Genomic DNA, 22,587 nt, shown 5'->3' with positions numbered 1-22,587 from the left:
TGAGATGCTGTCGCCCGCACCCCGATACGCCGAAGGCCCGGCCCCCGAAACGGGGACCGGGCCTTCGTGCATTCACCGGGCTCTGTGAATGTCAGTTGCCCTCGAGCTGAGCCTTCAGCGCGGCGAGCGCGGCGTCGTCGGCCAGCGCACCGGTCGAGGACGAATCGCTCGAGAAGCTCGAGGAGGCGTTGTTGTCCGCGGCCGGGGCGGGAGCGACCTCGTTGAGCGAAGCGGCGACCTGCTTCTTGTGAGCCTCCCAGCGCTCCTGGGCAGCAGCGTACTCCTGCTCCCACTTCTCGCGCTGAGCCTCGAAGCCTTCCTTCCACTCCTGAGTCTCGGGATCGAAGCCCTCGGGGTACTTGTACTCGCCGTTCTCGTCGTACTCCGTGGTCATGCCGTACAGAGCCGGATCGAACTCGGTGCCCTCGGGATCCACGCCCTCGTTGGCCTGCTTGAGGCTGAGCGAGATGCGGCGACGATCGAGATCGATGTCGATGATCTTGACGAAGACCTCCTGGCCGGCCGACACGACCTGCTCGGCGAGCTCGACGTGCTGACCCGACAGCTCGGAGATGTGCACGAGGCCCTCGATGCCGTCCGCAACACGCACGAATGCGCCGAAGGGCACGAGCTTCGTGACGACGCCCGGGGCGATCTGGCCGATCGCGTGGGTGCGGGCGAAGACCTGCCACGGGTCCTCCTGGGTCGCCTTGAGCGACAGCGAGACGCGCTCGCGATCGAGCTCAACGGAGAGCACCTCGACGGTGACCTCCTGGCCGACCTCGACAACGTCGGACGCGTGCTCGATGTGCTTCCACGAGAGCTCGGAGACGTGCACGAGACCGTCGACGCCGCCCAGGTCGACGAACGCGCCGAAGTTGACGATCGACGAGATGACGCCCTTGCGCACCTGGCCAGGCTTGAGCTCGGCGAGGAACGACGAACGGGTGGCCGACTGCGTCTCCTCGAGGAGGGCGCGACGCGAGAGCACCACGTTGTTGCGGTTCTTATCGAGTTCGAGGATCTTGGCCTCGATCTCCTGGCCCAGGTAAGGGGTCAGGTCGCGCACGCGGCGCAGCTCGATGAGCGAGGCGGGGAGGAAGCCGCGGAGTCCGATGTCGACGATCAGGCCGCCCTTGACGACCTCGATGACGGTGCCGGTGACGACGCCCTCGGTCTCCTTGATCTTCTCCACATCGCCCCAGGCGCGCTCGTACTGAGCACGCTTCTTGGACAGGATGAGGCGACCTTCCTTGTCCTCCTTCTGGAGCACGAGCGCCTCGACGGGATCGCCGACCTGAACGACCTCATCGGGGTTCACGTCGTGCTTGATGGACAGCTCGCGCGAGGGGATGACGCCCTCGGTCTTGAACCCGACGTCGAGGAGCACCTCGTCGCGGTCGATCTTCACGACAGTGCCCTCGATGAGGTCGCCGTCGTTGAAGGACTTGATGGTCAGTTCGACCGCTGCAAGGAAGTCATCGGCGGATCCGATGTCGTTGATCGCGACCTGCTTGCTTTCGGTCGTTGCGTTCGTCATGTAAATGGTCTCCAGAATGGACAGGGATTCAGGCGGGCACGCGCTGAAAGATCAGCCGGATCCGACGGACTCGCGAGGCGCACCCACGTGTGGACATGGTTGAGTCGCCACAGAAAAGTGACACTCGATCTTACCGCGAGGACACGCCCGGGATCAAGTGCACAGCGCCCCGGCCCCGTCAGGGTGCGCTCTGCACCCCGCCAAGCAGCACCCCGTCCCGCCAAGCAGCACCCCGTCCCGCCAAGCAGCACCCCGGCCCCTCCAAGCAGCACCCCATCCCTCCAAGCAGCACCCCATCCCCTCCAAGTAGGAGATCCGCATCCACGCGGGCCGATCCGCCGGCAGCGTCCCGCTCAGGGAAGGATCTCCTCCTCCGGCACCGCGCATCCCCAGCCGTGCTTCGCTCACAATCCACCGATTGCCGATTCCGCCTCGAGTTATCCCCATTTTGACGCGGATCGCGCATCGCGGAGAGGGATCGGCCTCACCATCGAATCATGCACCTGACTCAACTGCTGCGGGACTCCGGAGGGATCCTGCACGTCCGCCGGCTCCGGGCAGCGGGATTCACGTCGCACCGGATCGCCACCGCGCTCTCATCGGGCGCGGTGATCAGACCGCAACGCGGTTGGATCGCCCTGCCCGGGAGCGATCCGGAGCTCCTGCAGGCGGCCTCCGCGGGGACGATCCTGAGCTGCGTCTCCGTCACCCGTCGACTCGGCCTGTGGCTTCTCGATCAGTCCGAGCCGCACTTCGCAGCGCGTTCGCCGCACGCCCACCCGCAGACCACCGCCAAGGTGCACTGGCGAGCTCCGGTTCGGCGCCGCGAGCCCCAGACTCTGCTCGACCCGCTCGAGAACGCGCTGAACTACATCGCGTACTGCCAGCCTCCGGAGGAAGCCATCGCCATCTGGGAGTCCGCGCTCAACAAGCGGCTCGTCACCCTTGCCGCGCTGCGACGCTATCCGTATGTCGGGAGAGCGAAGGAAATCCTGCAGACCGTCACCCCGTTCTCCGATTCAGGGCTCGAGAGCTACGTCGGTACACGTCTCCGGGCGCTCGGGCTGCGCTTCGTCGTTCAAGCGTATCTGCATGAGCATCGACGCGATTTCCTGATCGAGGGGTGGCTGATCCTGGAGATCGACGGGGCGACGCACACCGGAAGGCAGCGCGATCTCGACAATGCGCAGGACTGGGAGCTGTCGATCAACGGACTCGGTCGCATCCGCGCCGGATACCGCCAGGTGCTCGAGTGCTGGCCCGATGTGCAGGATGCGATCATGCGGCTCCTCTCCCAGGGCCGTCGTCCAGGGAGGAGATCGTCTTCCAAACGGGCCTCGGACGCGGAAAGAACCCGCGTGAAGGATGATCTCCTCCCTGAACACGGCCGCGGCAACAAGACGTGGCATCTCCAGTGCACGGCACACCAGTGCGCGGCAGCACGCGCCAGCGCCGCAGCCGCGCTGCTAGTGCGCGGCTGCGTTCCAGTTCGCGCCGCGGCCGACCTGCACCTCGAGAGGCACCGACAGCTCGGCCGCGCCCGCCATCTCCTCTCGCACGATGGTTTCCAGGGCGTCCCACTCCCCCTCGGCGACCTCGAACATGAGCTCGTCGTGGATCTGCAGCAGCATGCGCGACGCGAGACCGGCCTCGGCCATGCGCGCCTCGACCTTGATCATGGCGCGCTTGATGATGTCCGCCGCAGAGCCTTGGATGGGCGCGTTGAGTGCGGCCCGCTCCGCGTTCTCGCGCAGGATGCGGTTGGGGCTCGCCAGATCCGGGAAGGGCCGACGGCGGCCGAAGATCGTCTCGGTGAAGGTGTCGCGCTTCGCCTGGTCCACCACGGAACGCAGGTAATCGCGCACTCCGCCGAACCGCTCGAAGTAGTCGGACATGAGCTGCTTCGCCTCCGCCGCCGAGATGCCGAGCTGCTTCGAGAGACCGAACGCCGAAAGCCCGTATGCGAGGCCGTACGACATGGCCTTCACCTTCGACCGCATCTCGCTCGTGACCTCCTCCGGGGGCACGCCGAAGATCCGCGAACCGACGAATCGGTGCAGATCCTCCCCCTCGTTGAAGGCCTGGATGAGCCCCTCGTCGCCCGAGAGATGCGCCATGATCCGCATCTCGATCTGGGAGTAGTCGGCGGTCATCAGCGTCTCGTACTGCGCGGCGTGGATGAACCCCTCGCGGATCCGCCGCCCCTCCTCGGAGCGCACCGGGATGTTCTGCAGGTTGGGGTCGGTCGACGCGAGCCGGCCCGTGCTCGAGCCGATCTGCACGAACGTGGTGCGGATCCGGCCGTCGTCCTCCACCGCCTTGATGAGCGTCTCGACCATCTGCCGCAGCTTGTTCGCGTCGCGGTGCGCGAGAAGCGCGTCGAGGAAGGGGTGCGGGCTCTTCGCCTGCAGGTCGACGAGCGCGGCCGCGTCGGTGGTGTACCCGCTCTTGGTCTTACGCGTCTTCGGCATGTCGAGCTGCTCAAACAGCACCTCCTGCAGCTGCTTCGGCGACGACAGGTTGACCTCGCGCCCGATCGCGTCGAAGGCCCGCTGCTGCAGATCGCCCACCCGCTCCTTCAGCTCGGCGTCGTGGGCTTCGAGCAGCGGCAGGTCGATCTGCACGCCGCGCTGCTCGAGAGCCGCGAGGACCGGAACGAGCGGCAGCTCGATCTCGCGGTAGATCTCGATCGTGCGCGACTCGAAGCGCCCGACGGCCGCCTCGTGCGCTCGCACGATGTACCAGGCCAGTGCAGCCGCATCCGCGACGCTGCCCTCGTCGGGCACGAGCTGGTTGGGATCCCCCTCGGGCACCTGCTCGCCGAGGAAGCGGAACACCGCCTCCTCGATCGACTTGTCCGGGGTCTGGGGGCGCAACAGCCAGGAGGCCAGCAGGAGGTCGCCGTCGATACCGCCGATCGTCGCTCCCGCACGCGCGGCGACCGCGATCTGCTGCTTCGCGTCGAAGAGCACCTTGGGCGCGTCGGAGGCGAGCCACTGCTCGAAGAGCGCGTAGTCGCGCCCGCCCGGCAACCAGTGGAACAGCACCGACGACTCGGGCGTCGCGACGCCGACCTCGAGACCCGCGACGCTCTCGCTGATCCGCACTGCGGGCCGATCCGCCTTCGCGAGCCAGTCGGCCAGCTCCTCGTCGATGAGGTTCTTCGCCTCGGGCTGCTCGGGCACGAGCGACACCGTCGTCGCTCCCCCCGTCGACACCTCGGCGCCTGCGAGCTTACCCACGCGCTGCAGCAGCGTGCGGAACTCGAGCTTCGAGAACACCTGCTGCACGGCGGCCATGTCGATCTCACCCCGCTTCAGCTCGTCGAGCGTCACCTCGAGCTCGACGTCGCGCACCAGGCGGTTGAGCCGGCGGTTGCGCTCGGCGAGATGCGCGTTCTCACGCAGGCTCTCGCCCACCTTGCCACCGATCTCGTCCTGTCGTCGGAGGATCTCCTCGAGCGAGCCGAACTGGTTGATCCACTTGACGGCCGTCTTCTCGCCGACGCGGGGAACCCCGGGGAGATTGTCGCTCGTCTCGCCCACGAGCGCCGCGATCTCGGGATACTGCTCGGGACGCACCCCGTAGCGCTCGAGCACCTTCTCGGTATCGTAGCGGGTGAGCTCGCTCACCCCCTGCTTCGACGGGTAGAGCAGCGTGATGCGGTCGTCGACGAGCTGGATCGTGTCGCGGTCTCCGCTGACCACGAGCACGCGGTACCCCGCCTCTGCGCCGCGCGTGGCGAGGGTCGCGAGGATGTCGTCGGCCTCGTAGTTCTCCTTCTCGAGGGTGCGGATGCCCATCGCGTGCAGCGCCTCCTGCAGCAGCGGCACCTGCCCCTTGAACTCCGGCGGCGTCTCGCCGCGAGTGCCCTTGTACTCGGGGTATTCCTCCGTGCGGAACGAGTGGCGCGAGATATCGAAGGCGATCGCCAGCGCGTCGGGGTTCTCGTTGCCCAGCAGGTTGATGAGCATCGAGATGAAGCCGTGAATGGCGTTGGTGTGCTGCCCCGTCTGGGTCTGGAAACTGTCGACGGGGAGGGCGTAGAACGCCCTGAAGGCCAGCGAGTGGCCGTCGATGATCATGAGGGTAGGCTGAGGCGTATTCGACACGCGTCCAGCCTACAAGCCGCCACCGACAAGGAACCAGCCGCACCATGACCGATTCCACCGGAGCCGCAGCTCAGCATGCGCCCGCCCCCGGCCTCGACTACATCCGCGAGCGGGGCCTCGGCGCCCTCGCCGACCGGATGGGCATCGAGATCGTCGAGTTCGAGCGCGAGCGCGCCGTGGCGACCATGCCCGTCGAGGGCAACACGCAGCCCATCATGCTGCTGCACGGAGGCGCATACGTGGTGCTCGGCGAGACCCTCGGCTCGATGCACGCCAACTTCCTCGCGCCCGAGGGGTACGTCGCCGTAGGCGTCGACATCAATGCGACCCACACCGGCTCGGCCGTCTCCGGCCTCGTCACCGGCATCTGCACCCCGATCAAGCTCGGCCGCACGCTCACCGTGCACGAGATCGTGGTGAACGACGAGCGCGGGCGGCGGTGCTCGACGGTGCGCATCACCAACTTCTACAAGCCGTTCGGCTGAGCGGCCGAGCTCCTGGTCGAGCCTCACCCCCGCACATGCGAACGCCCCGACCGTGAGGCCGGGGCGTTCGCATGAGAGCTGACTCGGAACGGACTCAGTCCTTCTTCGGTCCGAGCTGATCGATGATCGTCTTCGCGACGTCCTGCATCGTGAGGCGGCGATCCATCGAGGCCTTCTGGATCCAGCGGAACGCCTCGGGCTCGCTCAGCCCCATCTTGTCGTTGAGGATCCCCTTCGCGCGGTCGACCAGCTTGCGCGTCTCGAAGCGCTCGGCGAGATCGGCGACCTCGCTCTCGAGCGCGACGATCTGCTGGAAGCGCGAGAGCGCGATCTCGATCGCGGGGATCAGATCGGCGGGCGTGAACGGCTTCACCACGTAGGCCAGGGCGCCGGCCTCGGTCGCGCGCTCCACGAGCTCGCGCTGGCTGAACGCCGTGAGCAGCACCACGGGCGCGATGTGGTCCTTGTTGATCTGCTCCGCCGCAGAGATGCCGTCGAGCTTGGGCATCTTGACGTCCATGACCACCAGGTCGGGGCGCAGCTCCTCGACGAGGCGAACCGCCTCCTCGCCGTCACCGGCCTCGCCGACGACGTCGTAGCCGTTGTCGCGAAGCGTCTCGACGATGTCGAGGCGGATCAGGGACTCGTCTTCCGCCACCACGACGCGTCGTGCGGGTGCGGTGCTCTGTTCAGTCATGCTGAGTAGTTTACTCCTGCGTTCTAGGGAGATAGCGGGGTTCTTGCCTGGAGCACCCCTGAGGGATCAGGGGTGTCGGTGCCGGATGCGGGACTCGAACCCGCACACCTCTCGGCAGCGCATTTTGAGTGCGCCGTGTCTGCCAATTCCACCAATCCGGCCTAGGCCAGCAGCCTAGTCTACCGGATCACTCCGGCGCTCCGCCGCGCGCGTGCTTGCGCGGGCCGGCCTCGGGCAGCTGGCCGGTGGCCTCGCCGATCCGATGGATGCGGAGCGTGTTCGTGGTGCCGACGACCCCAGGAGGCGATCCCGCGATGATGACGACCTTGTCGCCGATCTGCGCGCGCGAGTGCTCGAGGAGCACGTGGTCGACCTGCTCGAACATCTCGTCCGTGCTGCCGACGCGCGGCACCTCGTAGCTGCGGGCGCCCCAGGTGAGCTCCATGCGCCGCCGGGTTCCGGCCTCCGGCGTGAAACCGATGATCGGGATCGGCCGGCGCAGTCGCGACATGCGGCGCACCGTGTCGCCCGACTCCGTGAACACGCAGATGTACCGGGCGCCCACGAAGTCGGCGACTTCCGAGGCCGCGAGCGTGAGGGCACCGCCCTGCGTGCGAGGGGCGCTGCCGAGGGGCTCGATGCGGTCGAGCGCGTGATCCTCGGTCGCGGTGATGATGCGCGCCATGGTCTCGACGGCCTGCACGGGGTACGCGCCGACGCTGGTCTCGCCCGAGAGCATCACTGCATCCGCCCCGTCGAGGATCGCGTTCGCGCAGTCCGACGCCTCCGCGCGAGTGGGGCGGGGACTCTCGATCATCGATTCGAGCACCTGCGTCGCCACGATCACCGGCTTCGCATTGCGGCGTGCGAGGGCGATCGCCTCGGTCTGCACGAGCGGTACGCGCTCGAGCGGCAGTTCGACGCCGAGGTCGCCGCGCGCGACCATGATCCCGTCGAACGCGTTGACGATCTCCTCGAGGTGCTCCACGGCCTGCGGCTTCTCGATCTTCGCGATGACCGGAAGGCGGATCCCCTCCTCCTCCATGATCTCGTGCACGCGAGTGATGTCGGCCGCATCGCGCACGAAGGAGAGCGCGATGTAGTCGACGCCGAGCTGCAGGGCCCAGCGCAGGTCCTCCTCGTCCTTGTCGGACAGCGCGGGGACGTTGACCGCGACACCCGGGAGATTGATGCCCTTGTTGTTCGAGACCGATCCCGGGATCTCGACGGTCGTGTAGACCGTGTCCTCGGTCACGCGCACGGCGCGCAGCGCCACCTTGCCGTCGTCGATGAGCAGCGGATCACCCGGGCTCACATCGCCGGGCAGCCCCTTATGGGTGGTGCTGCTGATGGTGCGATCACCGACGATGTCGCGAGTGGTGATCGCGAACTCGTCGCCGACCTCGAGGGGGTACGGGCCGCCCTCGAACTTGCCGAGGCGGATCTTGGGACCCTGCAGGTCGGCGAGCACCGCGATCGGGCGCCCGACCTCGGTCTCGGCGCGGCGGATGTTGCGGTAGATGCCCTCGTGCACGTTGTAGGTGCCGTGCGACATGTTGAGTCGAGCGACGTTGACGCCGGCCCGGATCAGTTCGAGCGTGTGGTCATAGCTTGAGACCGCGGGGCCCCAGGTTGCGACGATCTTGGCGTGGCGCATGTCGGCTCCTTGCTGATGGGAAGTTCGTCGGGTCAGGCGGTGCGGATCGGCTGCGCGGGGTTCTCAGCCGACTCCCGCGACGTCGATGATGCCGCGTCGAAGGGAACGGCCGGGGCCTCCCCGTGCGGGAGAACGTGGAAGAACTCATCGGGGTCGGCGGTGTCTGCGAGCACCGAGTCCGCGGGATTGCGGCGGCCCGGCAGGTAGACCGAGCGCTCGAGACCGATGTGGCGCTTGCGCTGCACCAGCAGGATCAGCACGCCCAGCACGACCGCGAGGAACGCCGCGAGCACATTGGTGCGGATGCCGAGGAAGAGGAGGCTCGGATCGACGCGCAGCGATTCGGTGAAGGTTCGGCCGATGCCGTACCAGATCAGGTAGAGCGCGAAGAACTTCCCCCAGCGAGGGCGCCACTTGCGCTCGATCGCGAGCAGCACGATGATGCCCAGCAGATTCCAGACCGCCTCGTAGAGGAACGTCGGGTGGAAGAGCGTGCCCTCGGGCAGGCCGATGGGGAACGCCGGGTTGCTCGACTCGATCTCGAGACCCCACGGCAGGGTCGTCGGCCCTCCGAAGAGCTCGTGATTGAACCAGTTGCCGAGGCGGCCGACGGCCTGCGCGATGAGCAGACCGGGGACGAGGGCATCGGCGAAGGACCAGAAGCGGATCCCGGTGATGCGGGAGGCGACCAGCACACCGATCGCTCCGCCGAGCAGGGCGCCGAAGATCGCGATCCCGCCGTTCCAGAACGCGAAGATCTCGAGCGGGTTCTTGCCGGCCCCGAAGTAGTCCCCCCAGTGGGTGACCACGTGATAGAGGCGCGCACCCAGGATGCCGAGCACCAGCGACCACACCATGAAGTCGAGCACCGCGCCCTTCTCGCCTCCGCGCTGCGACAGGCGTCGGCCCGTCCAGATCGCGGCGAGAATGATGCCGACGATGATGCACAGCGCATAGATGTAGATGCGCAGCGGCCCGATCTGGAAGAACTGCATCTCGGGACTCGGGATACTCAACGGATGGATCATGCTCTGCTTTCTCGCAACTCATACAGTGCCCGCGGGCACACGATGAGCCTCAGTCTATCGTCGTTGCTTCTCTTACCGCCGCGTGCCCGCGGCGATCTCCCGCACCACCTCGGCGAGCCGCTCCACGCCGCCGTCGCGCAGCGCGCGCACGAAGGCCGTGCCGACGATGGCGCCGTCGGCGTAGTCGAGGGCCGAAGCGACCTGCTCGGCGGTCGACAGACCGATGCCGACGCACGCCAGGTCGACGCCCTGCTCGCGCAGGCGCGCGGTGAGGGATCGAGCCGCGGCGTCGAGCTGCGCGCGCTCGCCCGTGATGCCCATGGTCGAGACGGTGTAGACGAAGCCGCGCGACGCCTCGACGACGAGCCGAAGGCGCTCATCGCTCGAGCTGGGCGCCGCGAGGAACACGCGGTCGAGCCCGATTCGATCGCTCATCTCGATCCAGTCCCCCGCCGCATCGGGGGTGATGTCGGGTGTGATGAGCCCCGCGCCGCCTGCCTCGGCCAGCGCCGTCGCGAAGCGCTCGACGCCGTGCTGCAGCACCGGATTCCAGTAGGTCATCACGAGAACGGGGATGTCGACCGCCTCGCGCACGCGACGCACGGCTTCGAAGACGTCCGCGACGCGGAACCCGCCCGCGAGTGCGGTCTGGGTCGCCTCCTGGATCACCGCGCCGTCCATGACGGGGTCGGAGTACGGCAGTCCGAACTCGAGCACGTCGGCACCGCTGCGCGCCATCGCGATGGCCGCGTCGACGCTGGTGTCGAGGTCGGGGAAGCCGACCGGCAGATACCCGATCAGCGCACCGCGACGCTCCTGCTTCGCAGCGCGGATCGCCCCCGCGACCTGTGATTCGTGCGCGCTCATCCCTCGAGCTCCGTTTCGCCGTCGAGCAGGCCGAAGTATCGGCCTGCGGTCGCCATGTCCTTGTCGCCGCGGCCGGAGAGGCTCACCGCGATGATCGCGTCGGGGCCGAGCTCGCGGCCGATGCGGATCGCGCCGGCGAGCGCGTGGGCCGACTCGATCGCGGGGATGATGCCCTCGGTGCGGCTGAGCAGGCGCAGCGCCTGCATCGCCTCGTCGTCGGTCGCGGGGATGTAGTCGACGCGGCCGATGTCGGCGAGCCAGGAGTGCTCGGGTCCGACCCCGGGATAGTCGAGGCCCGCCGAGATCGAGTGCGACTCGATCGTCTGCCCGTCCTCGTCCTGCAGTACATAGGTCTTCGCACCGTGCAGCACGCCCGGGCGTCCGCGCTCGATGGATGCCGCCTGCCGCTCGGTCTCCACGCCCTCGCCCGCCGCTTCGACGCCGTAGATCTTCACGCCCTCGTCGTCGAGGAACGCGTCGAACATGCCGATCGCGTTCGAACCGCCGCCGACGCACGCGACGACGGCGTCGGGCAGGCGCCCGGTGCGTTCGAGCAACTGCGCGCGGGCCTCTTCGGAGATGATCTTCTGAAAGTCGCGGACCATCGCCGGGAATGGGTGCGGGCCGGCCGCCGTGCCGAAGATGTAGTTCGTGCGGTCGACGCTCGCGACCCAGTCGCGATAGGCCTCGTTGATCGCGTCCTTGAGGGTACGGGAGCCCGCCTTGACCGGCACCACCTCTGCGCCGAGCAGCCGCATGCGCGCGACGTTGAGCGCCTGCCGCTCGGTATCCACCTCGCCCATGTAGATGGTGCACTCGAGCCCGAAGAGAGCGGCCGCGGTGGCGGTGGCGACGCCGTGCTGGCCGGCGCCCGTCTCTGCGATGACGCGGGTCTTGCCGAGACGCCTGGTGAGCAGGGCCTGGCCGAGCACGTTGTTGATCTTGTGCGAGCCGGTGTGGTTCAGATCCTCGCGCTTCAGGAAGATGCGAGCCCCGCCCGCGTGCTCGGCGAAACGTGGCACCTCGGTGATCGGCGAGGGGCGCCCGGCGTACGAGGCGAGCAGTTCGAGCAGCTCCGCCTGGAACGAGGGGTCGTTCTTGGCCTCCTCGTACGCCTCGGTGAGCTCGTCGATCGCCGCGATGAGCGACTCCGGCATGTATCGCCCGCCGTAGTCGCCGAAGAACGGCCCGTGCTGGTCGCGGAGACTGGTAATCCCGCCCGTTTGCTCTGTCATATCGACCTACTCGGTTCGGATGCTCGGTCTGCCGAGCATGGGATCGGATGGGGTGGGGATCGCGCGACCGGTCAGACGCTGAGGTAGGCCTGCAGCGTCGCGACGGGATCGCCTGTGACGAGCGCCTCGCCCACGAGCACGGCGTCGGCGCCCGCCTCCCGATAGCGCTCCACGTCCGAGACATCGAGCACCGCCGACTCCGCGACGCGCACGACACCCGCCGGGATCTGGTCGGCGACGCGGCCGAACAGCTCGCGGTCGAGTTCGAAGGTGCGCAGGTCGCGGGCGTTGACGCCGATGAGCTGCGAGCCGAGATCGACCGCGCGTGCGACCTCGTCGGCCGAGTGCGCCTCGACGAGCGGCGTCATGCCGAGCTCGCGGATCATGTCATGCAGGCGCTCGAGGCGGTCCTGGGGCAGGGCCGCGACGATCAGCAGCACCATGTCGGCGCCTGCCGCGCGGGCCTCGAGCACCTGGTACTCGTCGCCGATGAAGTCCTTGCGCAGCACCGGGATGCTCACGGCCTTCCGCACGGCCTCGAGGTCGGCGAGCGACCCCTTGAATTTGCGTTCCTCGGTCAGCACGCTGACCGCGCTCGCTCCGCCCGCCTCGTACTGCGCGGCGAGAGCGTGCGGTTCGGCGATCTCTGCGAGGTGACCGCGAGACGGGCTCGCGCGCTTGACCTCGGCGATCACCTTCATGTGCTCAGCGGGAGCGAGCGCCTCCAGTGCGTCGAGAGCCGCAGCGCGTTCGAGCGCTTCCGCTTCGAGCTGGGCATAGGAGCGGAGTTCTCTGCGGGCCTTCGCGTCTTCGAGCGAGCCCGCGAGCAGGTTCTCGAGCACCTCAGTCGTGCGACTTGGGGCTGAACCGCGGGCCGTTCACGCCGAAGCCGGCCTTGGAGAGGATCCAGCCGAGGATCCAGCCGACGACGACCACACCGGCGCACACCCACACCATGGTCGCATTGTGCAGGAAGAAGAAGACGGTGCCGGCTGCGATGCCGATCAGCATCACCACGACCGCCGTCCATGCGGCCGGCGAATCACCGTGACCAGGGTCTCCGTGCTGGGTACTCATGAATCTCCTCTGAACAGACTTGAACGGTCCCAGCCTACCGGATATCTCCGCGTGCTTCGGGCGTGGCTTCGCCACCCCTGCGTCTGCCGAAGGGGGATCCCCATCCCGTATTTCGGAGCTCGCCCGTATTTCGGAGCAGATCACTAGGGTTCGGTCCGAAATACCGGTGAGTTCCGAAGTTGCGGCCGGGCGGCCACGCCGCCGCGAGCGCCCCCGCTCGCGGTCCAGGATGACTCAATCCGACGAAGTCGGGTCACCGCCCGGCCGGCCGCTCGGGGAAACGCGAAGCGTATCGCGGCCACGCCGCCGCGAGCGCCCCCGCTCGCGGTCCAGGATGACTCAATCCGACGAAGTCGGGTCACCGCCCGGCCGGCCGCTCGGGGAAACGCGAAGCGTATCGCGGCCACGCCGCCGCGAGCGCCCCCGCTCGCGGTCCAGGATGACTCAATCCGACGAAGTCGGGTCACCGCCTTCGGAGAGCGAGTCCCAGTCCGAGATGCGGTCGGGCGCTCCCTCAGCCCGCCTCGGCTTCGCCGCGGAGTCGTACTTGCGGCCGGCGACGCCCCAGCGACCGCCGGTGACGATGACCGCGATCCCGAGCACCGCCGCGAGGACCCCCGCTGCGGCGCCCGCCCAGGCCCACCCCGAGAGGCTGCTCCAGATCACTCCCGCCCCGTCGTCGCCGGCGATGCCGGTGAGCTCGGTCACACGACCGGAGATCGCGGCGGCGGGCGAGACCACGGCAGTCGCGGTGAGCGCGACGAGTCCCGCGCCGAGCAGCGCGACGAGCCCGCCGAGCACGCGCCGGAAGACGGCGCCGGCGATGGTGAGCGCGAGCGCGGCCGCGATGATCGCGATCGAGACGGGCGACAGTGCCGCATTGATCTCGTGACCGGTCACCGTCTCGACGGAGTGCGTGCCGTCGAGCATGAATGAGACCCAGGTCTGCGATCCGGCGAGCAGCGCGAGGGCTCCCGAGAGAGCGATCCCGCCGAGGGAGAGGGGCTTAGCGCGCATCGGATCCGCCCGTCGCGGCGGGCGCGAGCTCGCGCAGCGTGTTCGCGATCGCGATCGCGCGAAGCGGAGCGGCGGCCTTGTTGCGCGACTCCTGCTCCTCGAGCTCGGGTACCGAGTCGGCCACGATCCCGCCTCCCGCCTGCACCATCGCGATGCCGTCGCGGATCGTGGCGGTGCGGATCGCGATCGCGAGATCGGCCGCGCCGCCCAGGCCGAAGTAGCCCACCACGCCGCCGTAGACGCCCCGCTGCACCGGCTCGAACTCGTCGATGATCTGCAGCGCCCGCGGCTTCGGCGCCCCGCTCAGGGTGCCCGCCGGGAAGGTCGCGCGCAGGGCGTCGACGGGGTTCTGCCCGTCGCGCAGCACGCCCTCCACGGTCGAGACGATGTGCATGATGTGGCTGAAGCGCTCGACGCGCATGAACTCCGTCACGCCGACGCTCGAGGGGTCGCACACGCGCAGCAGGTCGTTGCGCGCGAGGTCGACGAGCATGAGGTGCTCGGCGCGCTCCTTGTCGTCGGCGAGCAGCTCGCGCTCGTGCTGCTGATCCTCGTCCACCGTCGCGCCGCGCGGCCGCGAGCCCGCGATGGGGTGCGTCATCACGTGACCGCTCTCCTGCACCGTCACGAGCGCCTCGGGGCTCGAGCCGACGACGGCGAACGGGCGCCCCGCGGCGTCCTCGCACTGCAGCAGGTAGAGGTAGGGGCTCGGGTTGAGGTGCCGCAGCACGCGGTAGACGTCGAGAGGGTCGGCGGCGCACTCCTGGTCGAAGCGCTGGGAGGGCACGACCTGGAAGATGTCGCCGTCGACGATGTACTGCTTCGCCCGCTCGACCGCGGCCTTGTAACCGTCGATGCCCCAGATCCGGCGGGGCTCGGGCATCGCGCCCCGATCGAGCTCGCCGAGCGGCGAGGCGACGGGGGTCGCGAGCGCGCGCTGCAGCCGGTCGAGTCGCGCCTGCGCATCGGCCCACTGCTCGTCGGCGGTCGCGGTCGCAGACTCGGGATCACCGAGCGCGCCGTCGTTCAGCACGTTCGCGAGCAGCACCACGCTGCCCTCGCGGTGGTCGACGACCACGAGCTCCGAGACGAAGCTGAGCCCCTGCGTGGGCAGCCCGGGCCCCTCGCTCGGGCCGTGCTCGAGGCGCTCGAACTGCCGCACCGTCTCCCAGCCGAGGTAGCCGACGAACCCGCTCGCGAGCGGCGGAAGGCCCTCGACCTGTGGGGCGCGCCAGCGCTCGTAGACGGCGCGCAGCGCCTCGACCGGGGCGAGCCCGCTCACTCCTCCAGGCAGCAGGCGCTGCTCGTCGATCCCGCAGATGTCCCCGTCGCTCCCCGCGCCCGGGGCCCAGTGAGCACGCCCTTCGCGCTCCCCCAGCACCCCGAAGCTTCCGGCCCCGACGAAGCTGAAGCGCGTCCAGACGCCGCCCTGCTCGGCGGATTCGAGCAGGAACGTGCCCGGGCGAGAGGCGGCGACCTTGCGGTAGATGCCGACCGGCGTGTCTGCATCGGCGAAGACCTCGCGGCAGACGGGGATCACGGCGTGGGAGGCGCGCGCGGCGTCGAAGGCGGCGCGCGTGGTCGTCAGTGTCACCGCTCCAGACTACCGCTGCTCTCGCCGGGATCTCCGACGAGCGCCGGAACATCGCGTCCGGTGAAGCAGCTGCGTGTGCCCGTGTGGCAGGCCGCGCCGAGCTGGATCACGCGCACGAGCAGCGTGTCGCCGTCGCAGTCCATCGCGACCGAGCGCACGTACTGCCGATGGCCCGAGGTGTCTCCCTTGCGCCAGTACTCCTGCCGCGACCGCGACCAGAAGGTCACGCGGCCGCTCGTGAGGGTGCGCCGGATCGCCTCGCGATCCATCCACGCGAGCATCAGCACCTCGCCCGACTCGTCGTCCTGGATGATCGCGGGAAGCAGGCCGGCGTCGTCGAACTTCAGATCGGCGGGCACCGGATCGATATGCGTCATGCGGCGACTCCCTGCAACCGAACGGTGACCCCGGCGTCGCGGAGCGCACGCTTCACCTCGCCGACCGTGAACGTGCCGTCGTGGAAGACCGAGGCCGCGAGCACCGCGTCGGCACCGGCCTCGACCGCGGGCGCGAAGTGCTCCAGCGCACCGGCACCGCCCGACGCGATGACGGGCACCTCCGAGAGCTCGCGCACCCTGCGGGTGAGCTCGAGATCGAACCCGGCGAGCGTGCCGTCGGCGTCCATCGAGTTGACGAGCAGCTCGCCGGCTCCGCGGTCGAGCGCCTCCCTGCACCACTCCAGCGCGTCGAGATCGGTCTCGCGCTTGCCGCCGTGCGTGGTCACGACGAAGCCGCTCGGCGTGCGCGGGGAGCGCTTCACGTCGAGGGACAGCACGAGCACCTGCGACCCGAAGCGATCCGCGATCTCCCCGATCACCTCCGGCCTCGCGATGGCTCCGCTGTTGATGCCGACCTTGTCGGCCCCGACGCCGAGCAGCCGCGCCACATCCTCGACGCCGCGCACGCCGCCGCCGACGGTGAGCGGGATGAACACCTGCTCCGCCGTGCGCTGCACGACCTCGTAAGTGGTCGACCGATCGTCGACCGTCGCCGTCACGTCGAGGAAGGTGATCTCATCGGCCCCCTGCTCGGCATACTTCGCGGCCAGCTCGACCGGGTCGCCCGCGTCGCGCAGGTTGAGGAAGTTCACGCCCTTCACCACGCGGCCCGCGGCCACGTCGAGGCAGGGGATCACGCGTGTTGCGATGCTCATGGCGCCCCCTACAGCCGTGCGGCGTGGATCGCCGTCACCAGAATGGCGCGCGCGCCGAGGTCGTAGAGGCGGTCCATGATCTGGTTCGCCTCGTCGGAGGGGACCATCACGCGCACCGCGACCCAGCGCTCGTCCTTCAAGGGCGAGACCGTGGGCGATTCGATGCCGCCCGCCACCCGGGTCGCGGCCTCGAGCTGATCGACCGGCAGATCGTAGTCCATGATCACGTACTTGCGCGCCACCAGCACGCCGCGCAGGCGGCGCAGCAGGCGCTCGACGTCGGCGTGCTCGGTGGGGCCGCCGATGAGCACCGCCGTGGAGTCGAGGATCACAGGCCCGAAGATCTCGAGGCCCGCCGCGCGCAGCGTGGCCCCGGTCGACACCACGTCGGCCACCGCGTCCGCGACGCCGAGCTGCACGGCCGACTCCACGGCGCCGTCGAGCTTCACCAGCTCGGACACGATGCCCCGGGCGCGCAGGAAGTCGTCGACGAGCTTCGGGTAGCTCGTCGCGACCCGCTTGCCGTCGAGGTGCTCGAGCTCGGTGATCCCGCCGCCCGACGGCGAGGCGAACCGGAACGTCGAATCGGCGAAGTCGAGCGCCTCGATCTCCGACGCGGCCGAACCCGAATCGAGCAGCAGGTCCCGCCCCGTGATCCCGACGTGCAGCGCGCCCGATCCCACGTAGGTGGCGATATCGCGGGGGCGCAGATAGAAGAACTCGACGTCGTTGCGGGCATCGGTATGCACGAGCTTCCGGCTGTCCCGACGCCCCGAGTACCCCGCCTCGGCGAGCATCTCGGCGGCGATCTCGGAGAGCGATCCCTTATTGGGAACGGCGATGCGCAGCATGGGGTTCCTTCGTGTGTCGCGCGACCGGTCGGGGAACCGATCGCTGAGTGTGCTGGGGAGCCCCCTGCCGACCCGGTCGGGTCGGCGAGGTCGCTCACAGATACTTGTAGACGTCCTCGAGCTTCAGGCCCTTGGCGAGCATCAGCACCTGCAGATGGTAGAGCAGCTGGCTGATCTCCTCGGCGCAGGCCGTGTCGCTCTCGTACTCGGCCGACATCCACACCTCGGCGGCTTCCTCGACCACCTTCTTGCCGATCGCGTGCACGCCGGCATCGAGCTGCTGCACGGTGCCGCTTCCCGCCGGCCGCGCCGCGGCCTTCTCACTCAACTCGGCGAACAGGTCCTCGAACGATTTCACACGACTACACTACAGTGCCGCTCAGTGCCGATGAGCCGCTGCGGCGAGCCTGAGCTCCGCGATCCGCTCCTCCGGCACACCGCCGTAGACGGCCGAACCCGCCACGAAGGTGTCGGCTCCGGCCTCCGCGGCGATCCCGATCGTGTCCTTCGAGATACCGCCGTCGACCTGCAACCAGACGTCGAGGCCCGATGCGGCCTTCGCCTCGGCGAAGCGGCGCAGCTTGGGCATCATGTCGGGCATGAACGACTGGCCGCCGAAGCCGGGCTCGACGGTCATGACCAGCACCTGGTCGAACTCGGGCAGCAGTTCGAGATAGGGCTCGGGGTCGGTGCCCGGCTTCAGCGCGATGCCGGCGCGGGCGCCGATATCGCGAAGGCGGCGGGCGAGCCCGACCGGATCCTCCGCGGCCTCCGCGTGGAAGGTGACGGAGTAGGCGCCGAGCTCGGCGTACCCGGGGGCCCAGCGGTCGGCGTCCGAGATCATGAGGTGCACGTCGAGGGGGATCGGCGACACCGCCTGAATGCGCTCGACGATCGGCGGCCCCATGGTGAGGTTGGGCACGAAATGGTTGTCCATGACGTCGACGTGCACGAGATCCGCCGAGGCGATCGCCTCGAGTTCGGCCTGCAGATTGACGAAGTCGGCGGACAGGATGCTCGGGTTGATGCGCTGCGCGGTCACGGCTCCCAGTCTAGAGGGCGAGCGCCGACATCCTCCTCCACCTCGTTATGGTGGAGTCATGAGCGAAGCGAGCGGGGATGCGGGCGGAGATGCGGGCGGCGCGGAGCCGGTGAGCCCCGAAGCCCCGAGCACCGAGCCGGGTGGATCGGCGTCTCCGCCCTCGCCCGAGGAGCCGAGGCTGTTCTCCGACGCTCCCCCGGGACTCTCGCTTCCCGCCGGGCTTCCGCCGTCGCCCGGCATCCGGCCGCCCGAGATCACCCTCCCGCCGGGGTTCGCATCGGGGCAGGATCCGCTGCGTGCGACGCAGCCGACGGACGGCTCCTTCGCGGCTCCGCACGAGGGCGGATTCACGTCGGTCTTCGAGACGCCGTCCGTCCAGGCCCAGGCGACGCAGCAGGAGCAGCGCGAGGCGCAAGCGCAGCAGCAGGCTCAGGCGCAGCAGGCCCAGGCACAGCAGGCTCAGGCGCAGCAGGCTCAAGCAGCGCAGCAGGCCCAGGCGCAGCCGGCCCAGGTACAGGCGCAGCCGGCCCAGGCACAGCAGGCGCAGACACAGCAGGCCCGGGCGCAGCCTCCCGAGCAGTCCCCGGAACCGCGCCGGCAGGCACGGCCGCAACCGCAATCGGCCCAGCATCCTCCGCAGGCGCCGCCCGCCTCCCCTCCGACGGCGAGCGGTGCCCCGCCATCGAAGGGATCCGGTCTCTCGCGAGGCGCGATCATCGGCATCGTGGGCGCCGGCGTGCTGGCCGTGGTGCTGTTCGTGCTCGTCTTCGTGGCGCCATCGCTCGCGGGAGACGGCTCGGACGCCGAGCCGCCGACCGACTCCGCGCGGACCGCCACTGCGGAGGAGGCGGTGGAGCTGTTCCTGACCGCCCTCGCCGACGGCGATGCCGACACGGCCGTTCGCCTCACCGGGGCCGATGCGAGCGACCCGCTGCTCACCGATGAGGTGCTCGCTCGCTCGCGGAGTCTCGCTCCGATCACCGTGACGGCGGTCGAGACCGTCACACCCGACGAGCCGACGCGGGCCGTGGTGAATGCGACCTTCGGGCTCGGCGACCGCTCGGTGAACCGAGATTTCACCGTGTGGCGCACCGACGACGAGTGGATCCTCTCCGACGCGCTCGTCGCGCTCCCGCTCTCGGCGTTCGACGAGCTCGACCCCTCGGTGAACGGAGTGCCCTCGAGCAGTGATCAGCCGCTCGTCTTCCCAGGCGCCTACGAGATCGAGCTCGGCGTCGATTCCTTCGACCTCGCCGTCGAGGGCGAGCCGCTCGACGTGCTCTCTGTCGCCACGTCGGAGGACGCGGCCCCGCTGCACACGGCGGAGCCCGCGCTCACGGAGGCGCGCACCGAGGAGTTCAGGCGGCTGGTGCGCGCCTCGCTCGAGGAATGCCTCGCGATGCCCGCGCTGAGCACCCCCTGCGGCCTCGACGTCTCGGCGCCGCTCGACGACGGAGCGATCCCGATCGAGGGCAGCGCGCAGCGCGCACTCGCTGCCGAGGGCGAACGCGCACTCGACGAGCTGGCCCCCGCGCCCGACTACGCCGATCCCGCCCGCGTCACGACCTACGACTACATCTACATCTCGACCCGTATCGAGGCCGACCGCGGGGGCGAGCTCATCAGCGGCACCCTGTATTCGAGCGGAGACCTGCTGCAACCGTACGTCGACTTCTCAGAGGAGGAGCCCCGCGTCACCTGGGAGTGATCCTCGTCGTTTCCCCCGCGGGTCCGGACCACTGGTACCTGCCGGAGGTGTGATCGCGGCTGCGGGCGGTCCCATGTGGGCGGAGCACGGGTTATGGGGAACCCGCGGCTGTTCTGGAAAACTGGATCTCACGTTTCGCTGTGCCGGTGCGTCTACCGTGTGAGACGCTTCTGGCACTGGAGAAGGCAGTATGAACGCGCGAGCGAGACGTGGAGGAGCATCCGTTGAGCACCCTGTTCGGAGACGACATGATCGACCGGCCCGCGCCGGAGCTGCCCGAGGGCGCGCACTACGTGCCGGGCTGGCTGACCCCGGAGCAGCAGCGCTGGATCGTCGCCCGCTTCCACGAGTGGACGAACGGGCCCGTACCGATTCGCGCGGCGAAAGTGCGAGGGCACGAGATGAGCGTGCGCACGGTCTGTCTCGGTTGGCACTGGAGGCCCTACGAGTACACCCGCGAGGCCGTCGACGTGAACGGCAACCGGGTGCTCGACCTCCCCGACTGGATGGTGCGCTTGAGCCGCAAGGCGCTCGTCGCGGCGACCGGAGACCCTCACGCGGGCGACGACTACACACCCGACACGGCTCTGGTCAACTTCTACGACGACACGGCGCGGATGGGGATGCACCAGGACAAGGACGAACGGTCGCCGGCCCCGGTGGTGTCGCTGTCGATCGGAGACACCTGCCGGTTCCGCTTCGGCAACACCGAAACCCGGAACAAGCCCTACCAGGACATCGACCTCGCCTCCGGCGACCTGTTCGTGTTCGGCGGCCCCTCCCGGCTCGCCTATCACGGGATCCCGAAGGTCTACTCCGGCACCGCGCCCGAGGGCTGCGGGCTGGAGTCCGGGAGGATCAACATCACCATGCGCGTCACCGGACTCGATGGCTGACAGCTCGCCCCGCCGCCGCGACTGCACCGAACGAAGGGCTTCAGGTGTGACCCCTGCGACTCCCCCCGACGCATCCACCGACGATACCGGCATCGTCATCGGCGAGGACGGGCTCGCGCGCCCTGTCTGGGCGAGCGTCGACCCGATGCTGCGCGACTACTACGACACCGAGTGGGGCATGCCCGTCCGCGATGAGCAGGGGGTGTACGAGCGCGTCAGCCTCGAAGCGTTCCAGGCGGGCCTGTCGTGGGCGACGATCCTGCGCAAGCGGCCCGCATTCCGCGCCGCGTTCGACGAGTTCGACCCCGAGCGGGTCGCACGCTACGGGGAGACTGACATCGAACGACTCATGGCCGACCCGGGGATCGTGCGGAACCGGGCGAAGATCCTCGCCGCGATCGCGAACGCGAACGCGACGATCCGGCTGCGCGAAAAGGGCGGGCTGGCCGAGTTCGTCTGGTCGTTCCAACCCGCCGAGACGCCTGCACCGCGCACGTTCGCGGAGATCCCTACGAAATCGCCCGAGTCCGTGGCGCTGTCCAGGGCGCTGCGCAAGGAAGGGTTCGCGTTCGTCGGCCCCACGACGATGTACGCGCTGATGGAGGCGATCGGGATCATCGACACCCACCTCGTCGGCTCGCACCGCCGCGGCTCCTCCGGCGTCTGGCCCGCATGAGCGGCGGGGCCCGCACGAGAGCCGTCTCGCAGATCAGGATCGACGCCAACGGCCCCTTCGACCATCACGCCGCGCTCGGCACCCTCGCCGCGCACGCCGTCGACGGCCTGCACCGGGTCGACCTCGGCGCGGCGCGGCTGGCCCGCTGGATCGACGTCCACGGCGACACGCACAAGGTCGTCGTGCGCCTCGACGCGGGCGGCGCGACCATAGCGACAGCGACCCATGACGCGGGCGTCAACGCCGAGATCGTCTCACTGGTGCGGCACTGGTTCGATCTCGACATCGATCTCGCGCCCGTCAACGTCCACCTCGGCGCGGACTCGGTGTTCACCGAGCAGGTCGCGTCGCGGCCGGGCATCAGGATCACCCGATTCCACGCCCCGTTCGAAGCGGTCATCCTCACCGTGCTCGGCCAGCAGGTCACCCTCGCCGCCGGGCGACGCTTCGCGACCCGGCTCGTCGCCGCCTACGGCTTCCACCCGACCGCGGGCAACCAGAACTCGGGGCTCCGGTGCTTCCCCTCGCTGGGAATCCTCGCCGCCACGCCCATAGAAGAGTTGCGTGCGGCGGTCGGGCTCACCGGGGCCAGAGCACGCACGGTGCACGAGGTGGCCGTGCTCTTCTCCGAGGCGGATGACAGCGCAGCGCTGCCGGCACGTGCCGATCTGCAGAGGGTCCGCGGTATCGGGCCGTGGACCCTGGACTATCTCGCGATCCGCGCGGGCGCGGACCCGGACGCGTTCCCCGTGACGGACGCCGTGCTGCGCCGCACCCTGGCCGCATCCGGCCCGGGTGCCGACGCTGCGCGCGTCGAATCGTGGAGTCCGTACCGCAGTTACGCAGCCTCTCGGCTCTGGGCGCGGTCCCTCTGATCCCGGATCCCGCATTCGCTCGTACCGGGGGGCGTCTGCCTGGTGGGATCCGGATCCCGCCGGAAGGAGCCCCGGGG

The 22,587-nt window shown here is 69.2% G+C and carries 21 protein-coding genes and 1 tRNA gene; 5 read left to right on the top strand and 17 right to left on the bottom strand.

From position 1 onward, the window contains the following. Positions 1 to 91: 91 nt before the first annotated feature. Positions 92 to 1,540 (bottom strand): 30S ribosomal protein S1, encoded by a 1,449-nt coding sequence (gene rpsA / locus AC0KXF_RS13315; protein ID WP_473109632.1) that lies wholly within the window; start codon positions 1,538 to 1,540, stop codon positions 92 to 94. A 1,466-nt stretch (positions 1,541 to 3,006) separates the two neighbouring features. Next, a complete protein-coding gene (gene polA, locus AC0KXF_RS13310) occupies positions 3,007 to 5,625 on the bottom strand; it encodes a DNA polymerase I (protein WP_473109645.1) in 2,619 nt (872 codons plus the stop codon). A gap of 71 nt (positions 5,626 to 5,696) precedes the next feature. Here polA and AC0KXF_RS13305 point away from each other — a divergent pair, with 71 nt between their 5' ends. Beyond that, positions 5,697 to 6,137, top strand: coding sequence for a hotdog fold thioesterase (locus AC0KXF_RS13305; protein WP_473109631.1), 441 nt, complete (start codon positions 5,697 to 5,699; stop codon positions 6,135 to 6,137). Positions 6,138 to 6,231: 94 nt separating this feature from the next. Here the strand turns inward: AC0KXF_RS13305 and AC0KXF_RS13300 are convergent, their stop codons facing one another. The 15 genes from AC0KXF_RS13300 to rpe form a co-directional block, all read right to left on the bottom strand. Beyond that, on the bottom strand, positions 6,232 to 6,834 hold the full coding sequence (locus AC0KXF_RS13300) for an ANTAR domain-containing response regulator (RefSeq protein ID WP_024355737.1): 603 nt from the start codon (positions 6,832 to 6,834) through the stop codon (positions 6,232 to 6,234). Positions 6,835 to 6,913: 79 nt separating this feature from the next. Next, positions 6,914 to 6,995 (bottom strand) — tRNA-Leu (locus AC0KXF_RS13295). Between the two features lie 26 nt (positions 6,996 to 7,021). Then, entirely contained in the window at positions 7,022 to 8,491 is a 1,470-nt protein-coding gene (gene pyk / locus AC0KXF_RS13290) for a pyruvate kinase (RefSeq protein ID WP_473109630.1), read from the bottom strand. Positions 8,492 to 8,523: 32 nt separating this feature from the next. Next, positions 8,524 to 9,519 (bottom strand): prolipoprotein diacylglyceryl transferase, encoded by a 996-nt coding sequence (gene lgt, locus AC0KXF_RS13285; protein ID WP_473109629.1) that lies wholly within the window; start codon positions 9,517 to 9,519, stop codon positions 8,524 to 8,526. 72 nt (positions 9,520 to 9,591) lie between these two features. Beyond that, on the bottom strand, positions 9,592 to 10,386 hold the full coding sequence (trpA, locus tag AC0KXF_RS13280; RefSeq protein WP_473109628.1) for a tryptophan synthase subunit alpha: 795 nt from the start codon (positions 10,384 to 10,386) through the stop codon (positions 9,592 to 9,594). After that, positions 10,383 to 11,621: a tryptophan synthase subunit beta gene (gene trpB, locus AC0KXF_RS13275; RefSeq protein ID WP_473109627.1), complete on the bottom strand. Its 1,239-nt coding sequence runs from the start codon at positions 11,619 to 11,621 to the stop codon at positions 10,383 to 10,385. The genes trpA and trpB overlap by 4 nt, the downstream gene beginning before the upstream one ends. Positions 11,622 to 11,692: 71 nt before the next feature. After that, a complete protein-coding gene (gene trpC, locus AC0KXF_RS13270; protein ID WP_473109626.1) occupies positions 11,693 to 12,463 on the bottom strand; it encodes an indole-3-glycerol phosphate synthase TrpC in 771 nt (256 codons plus the stop codon). A gap of 1 nt (position 12,464) precedes the next feature. Continuing rightward, positions 12,465 to 12,698, bottom strand: a complete 234-nt coding sequence (locus AC0KXF_RS13265) for an HGxxPAAW family protein (RefSeq protein ID WP_223043745.1) — start codon at positions 12,696 to 12,698, stop codon at positions 12,465 to 12,467. 444 nt (positions 12,699 to 13,142) lie between these two features. After that, positions 13,143 to 13,715 (bottom strand): Trp biosynthesis-associated membrane protein, encoded by a 573-nt coding sequence (locus tag AC0KXF_RS13260; protein WP_473109625.1) that lies wholly within the window; start codon positions 13,713 to 13,715, stop codon positions 13,143 to 13,145. After that, a complete protein-coding gene (locus tag AC0KXF_RS13255) occupies positions 13,705 to 15,309 on the bottom strand; it encodes an anthranilate synthase component I (protein ID WP_473109624.1) in 1,605 nt (534 codons plus the stop codon). Before AC0KXF_RS13255 ends, AC0KXF_RS13260 begins: the two co-directional genes overlap by 11 nt. Further along, positions 15,306 to 15,686, bottom strand: a complete 381-nt coding sequence (gene hisI / locus AC0KXF_RS13250; RefSeq protein WP_223043742.1) for a phosphoribosyl-AMP cyclohydrolase — start codon at positions 15,684 to 15,686, stop codon at positions 15,306 to 15,308. The genes AC0KXF_RS13255 and hisI overlap by 4 nt, the downstream gene beginning before the upstream one ends. Continuing rightward, positions 15,683 to 16,462 (bottom strand): imidazole glycerol phosphate synthase subunit HisF, encoded by a 780-nt coding sequence (gene hisF / locus AC0KXF_RS13245; protein WP_473109623.1) that lies wholly within the window; start codon positions 16,460 to 16,462, stop codon positions 15,683 to 15,685. The genes hisI and hisF overlap by 4 nt, the downstream gene beginning before the upstream one ends. An 8-nt stretch (positions 16,463 to 16,470) precedes the next feature. Continuing rightward, complete coding sequence (hisG, locus tag AC0KXF_RS13240; RefSeq protein ID WP_473109622.1) at positions 16,471 to 17,313, bottom strand: ATP phosphoribosyltransferase; 843 nt, start codon at positions 17,311 to 17,313, stop codon at positions 16,471 to 16,473. Positions 17,314 to 17,407: 94 nt separating this feature from the next. Then, positions 17,408 to 17,671 carry a phosphoribosyl-ATP diphosphatase gene (locus tag AC0KXF_RS13235; RefSeq protein ID WP_473109621.1) on the bottom strand — a complete coding sequence of 88 codons (264 nt, stop codon included), beginning with the start codon at positions 17,669 to 17,671 and terminating at the stop codon, positions 17,408 to 17,410. A gap of 21 nt (positions 17,672 to 17,692) precedes the next feature. Next, a complete protein-coding gene (gene rpe, locus AC0KXF_RS13230) occupies positions 17,693 to 18,355 on the bottom strand; it encodes a ribulose-phosphate 3-epimerase (protein WP_473109620.1) in 663 nt (220 codons plus the stop codon). A gap of 58 nt (positions 18,356 to 18,413) precedes the next feature. On the opposite strand from rpe, the gene AC0KXF_RS13225 reads away from it, so the two are divergent. The 4 genes from AC0KXF_RS13225 (at position 18,414) to AC0KXF_RS13210 (ending at position 22,510) form a co-directional block, all read left to right on the top strand. Beyond that, positions 18,414 to 20,063, top strand: a complete 1,650-nt coding sequence (locus AC0KXF_RS13225) for a hypothetical protein (RefSeq protein ID WP_473109619.1) — start codon at positions 18,414 to 18,416, stop codon at positions 20,061 to 20,063. A 224-nt stretch (positions 20,064 to 20,287) separates the two neighbouring features. Then, positions 20,288 to 20,959, top strand: a complete 672-nt coding sequence (locus tag AC0KXF_RS13220) for an alpha-ketoglutarate-dependent dioxygenase AlkB family protein (RefSeq protein ID WP_473109618.1) — start codon at positions 20,288 to 20,290, stop codon at positions 20,957 to 20,959. Between the two features lie 46 nt (positions 20,960 to 21,005). Beyond that, a complete protein-coding gene (locus AC0KXF_RS13215; RefSeq protein ID WP_473109617.1) occupies positions 21,006 to 21,635 on the top strand; it encodes a DNA-3-methyladenine glycosylase I in 630 nt (209 codons plus the stop codon). Beyond that, positions 21,632 to 22,510 carry a DNA-3-methyladenine glycosylase family protein gene (locus AC0KXF_RS13210; protein ID WP_473109616.1) on the top strand — a complete coding sequence of 293 codons (879 nt, stop codon included), beginning with the start codon at positions 21,632 to 21,634 and terminating at the stop codon, positions 22,508 to 22,510. Before AC0KXF_RS13215 ends, AC0KXF_RS13210 begins: the two co-directional genes overlap by 4 nt. Positions 22,511 to 22,587: the final 77 nt, after the last annotated feature.

This window comes from Leucobacter holotrichiae, assembly GCF_055791005.1.
This window is presented reverse-complemented; position numbering and strand designations above follow the sequence as displayed.

Excerpts from the sequence above, each read along its gene's own strand:
- AC0KXF_RS13210 (WP_473109616.1), top strand. The coding sequence starts at position 21,632 with ATGAGCGGCGGGGCCCGCACGAGAGCCGTCTCGCAGATCAGGATCGAC.
- AC0KXF_RS13300 (WP_024355737.1), bottom strand. The coding sequence starts at position 6,834 with ATGACTGAACAGAGCACCGCACCCGCACGACGCGTCGTGGTGGCGGAA.
- AC0KXF_RS13260 (WP_473109625.1), bottom strand. The coding sequence starts at position 13,715 with ATGCGCGCTAAGCCCCTCTCCCTCGGCGGGATCGCTCTCTCGGGAGCC.
- AC0KXF_RS13305 (WP_473109631.1), top strand. The coding sequence starts at position 5,697 with ATGACCGATTCCACCGGAGCCGCAGCTCAGCATGCGCCCGCCCCCGGC.
- AC0KXF_RS13225 (WP_473109619.1), top strand. The coding sequence starts at position 18,414 with ATGAGCGAAGCGAGCGGGGATGCGGGCGGAGATGCGGGCGGCGCGGAG.
- rpsA (WP_473109632.1), bottom strand. The coding sequence starts at position 1,540 with ATGACGAACGCAACGACCGAAAGCAAGCAGGTCGCGATCAACGACATC.
- AC0KXF_RS13265 (WP_223043745.1), bottom strand. The coding sequence starts at position 12,698 with ATGAGTACCCAGCACGGAGACCCTGGTCACGGTGATTCGCCGGCCGCA.
- trpA (WP_473109628.1), bottom strand. The coding sequence starts at position 10,386 with ATGAGCGCGCACGAATCACAGGTCGCGGGGGCGATCCGCGCTGCGAAG.
- pyk (WP_473109630.1), bottom strand. The coding sequence starts at position 8,491 with ATGCGCCACGCCAAGATCGTCGCAACCTGGGGCCCCGCGGTCTCAAGC.
- trpB (WP_473109627.1), bottom strand. The coding sequence starts at position 11,621 with ATGACAGAGCAAACGGGCGGGATTACCAGTCTCCGCGACCAGCACGGG.
- hisF (WP_473109623.1), bottom strand. The coding sequence starts at position 16,462 with ATGAGCATCGCAACACGCGTGATCCCCTGCCTCGACGTGGCCGCGGGC.
- hisG (WP_473109622.1), bottom strand. The coding sequence starts at position 17,313 with ATGCTGCGCATCGCCGTTCCCAATAAGGGATCGCTCTCCGAGATCGCC.
- hisI (WP_223043742.1), bottom strand. The coding sequence starts at position 15,686 with ATGACGCATATCGATCCGGTGCCCGCCGATCTGAAGTTCGACGACGCC.
- polA (WP_473109645.1), bottom strand. The coding sequence starts at position 5,625 with ATGATCATCGACGGCCACTCGCTGGCCTTCAGGGCGTTCTACGCCCTC.
- lgt (WP_473109629.1), bottom strand. The coding sequence starts at position 9,519 with ATGATCCATCCGTTGAGTATCCCGAGTCCCGAGATGCAGTTCTTCCAG.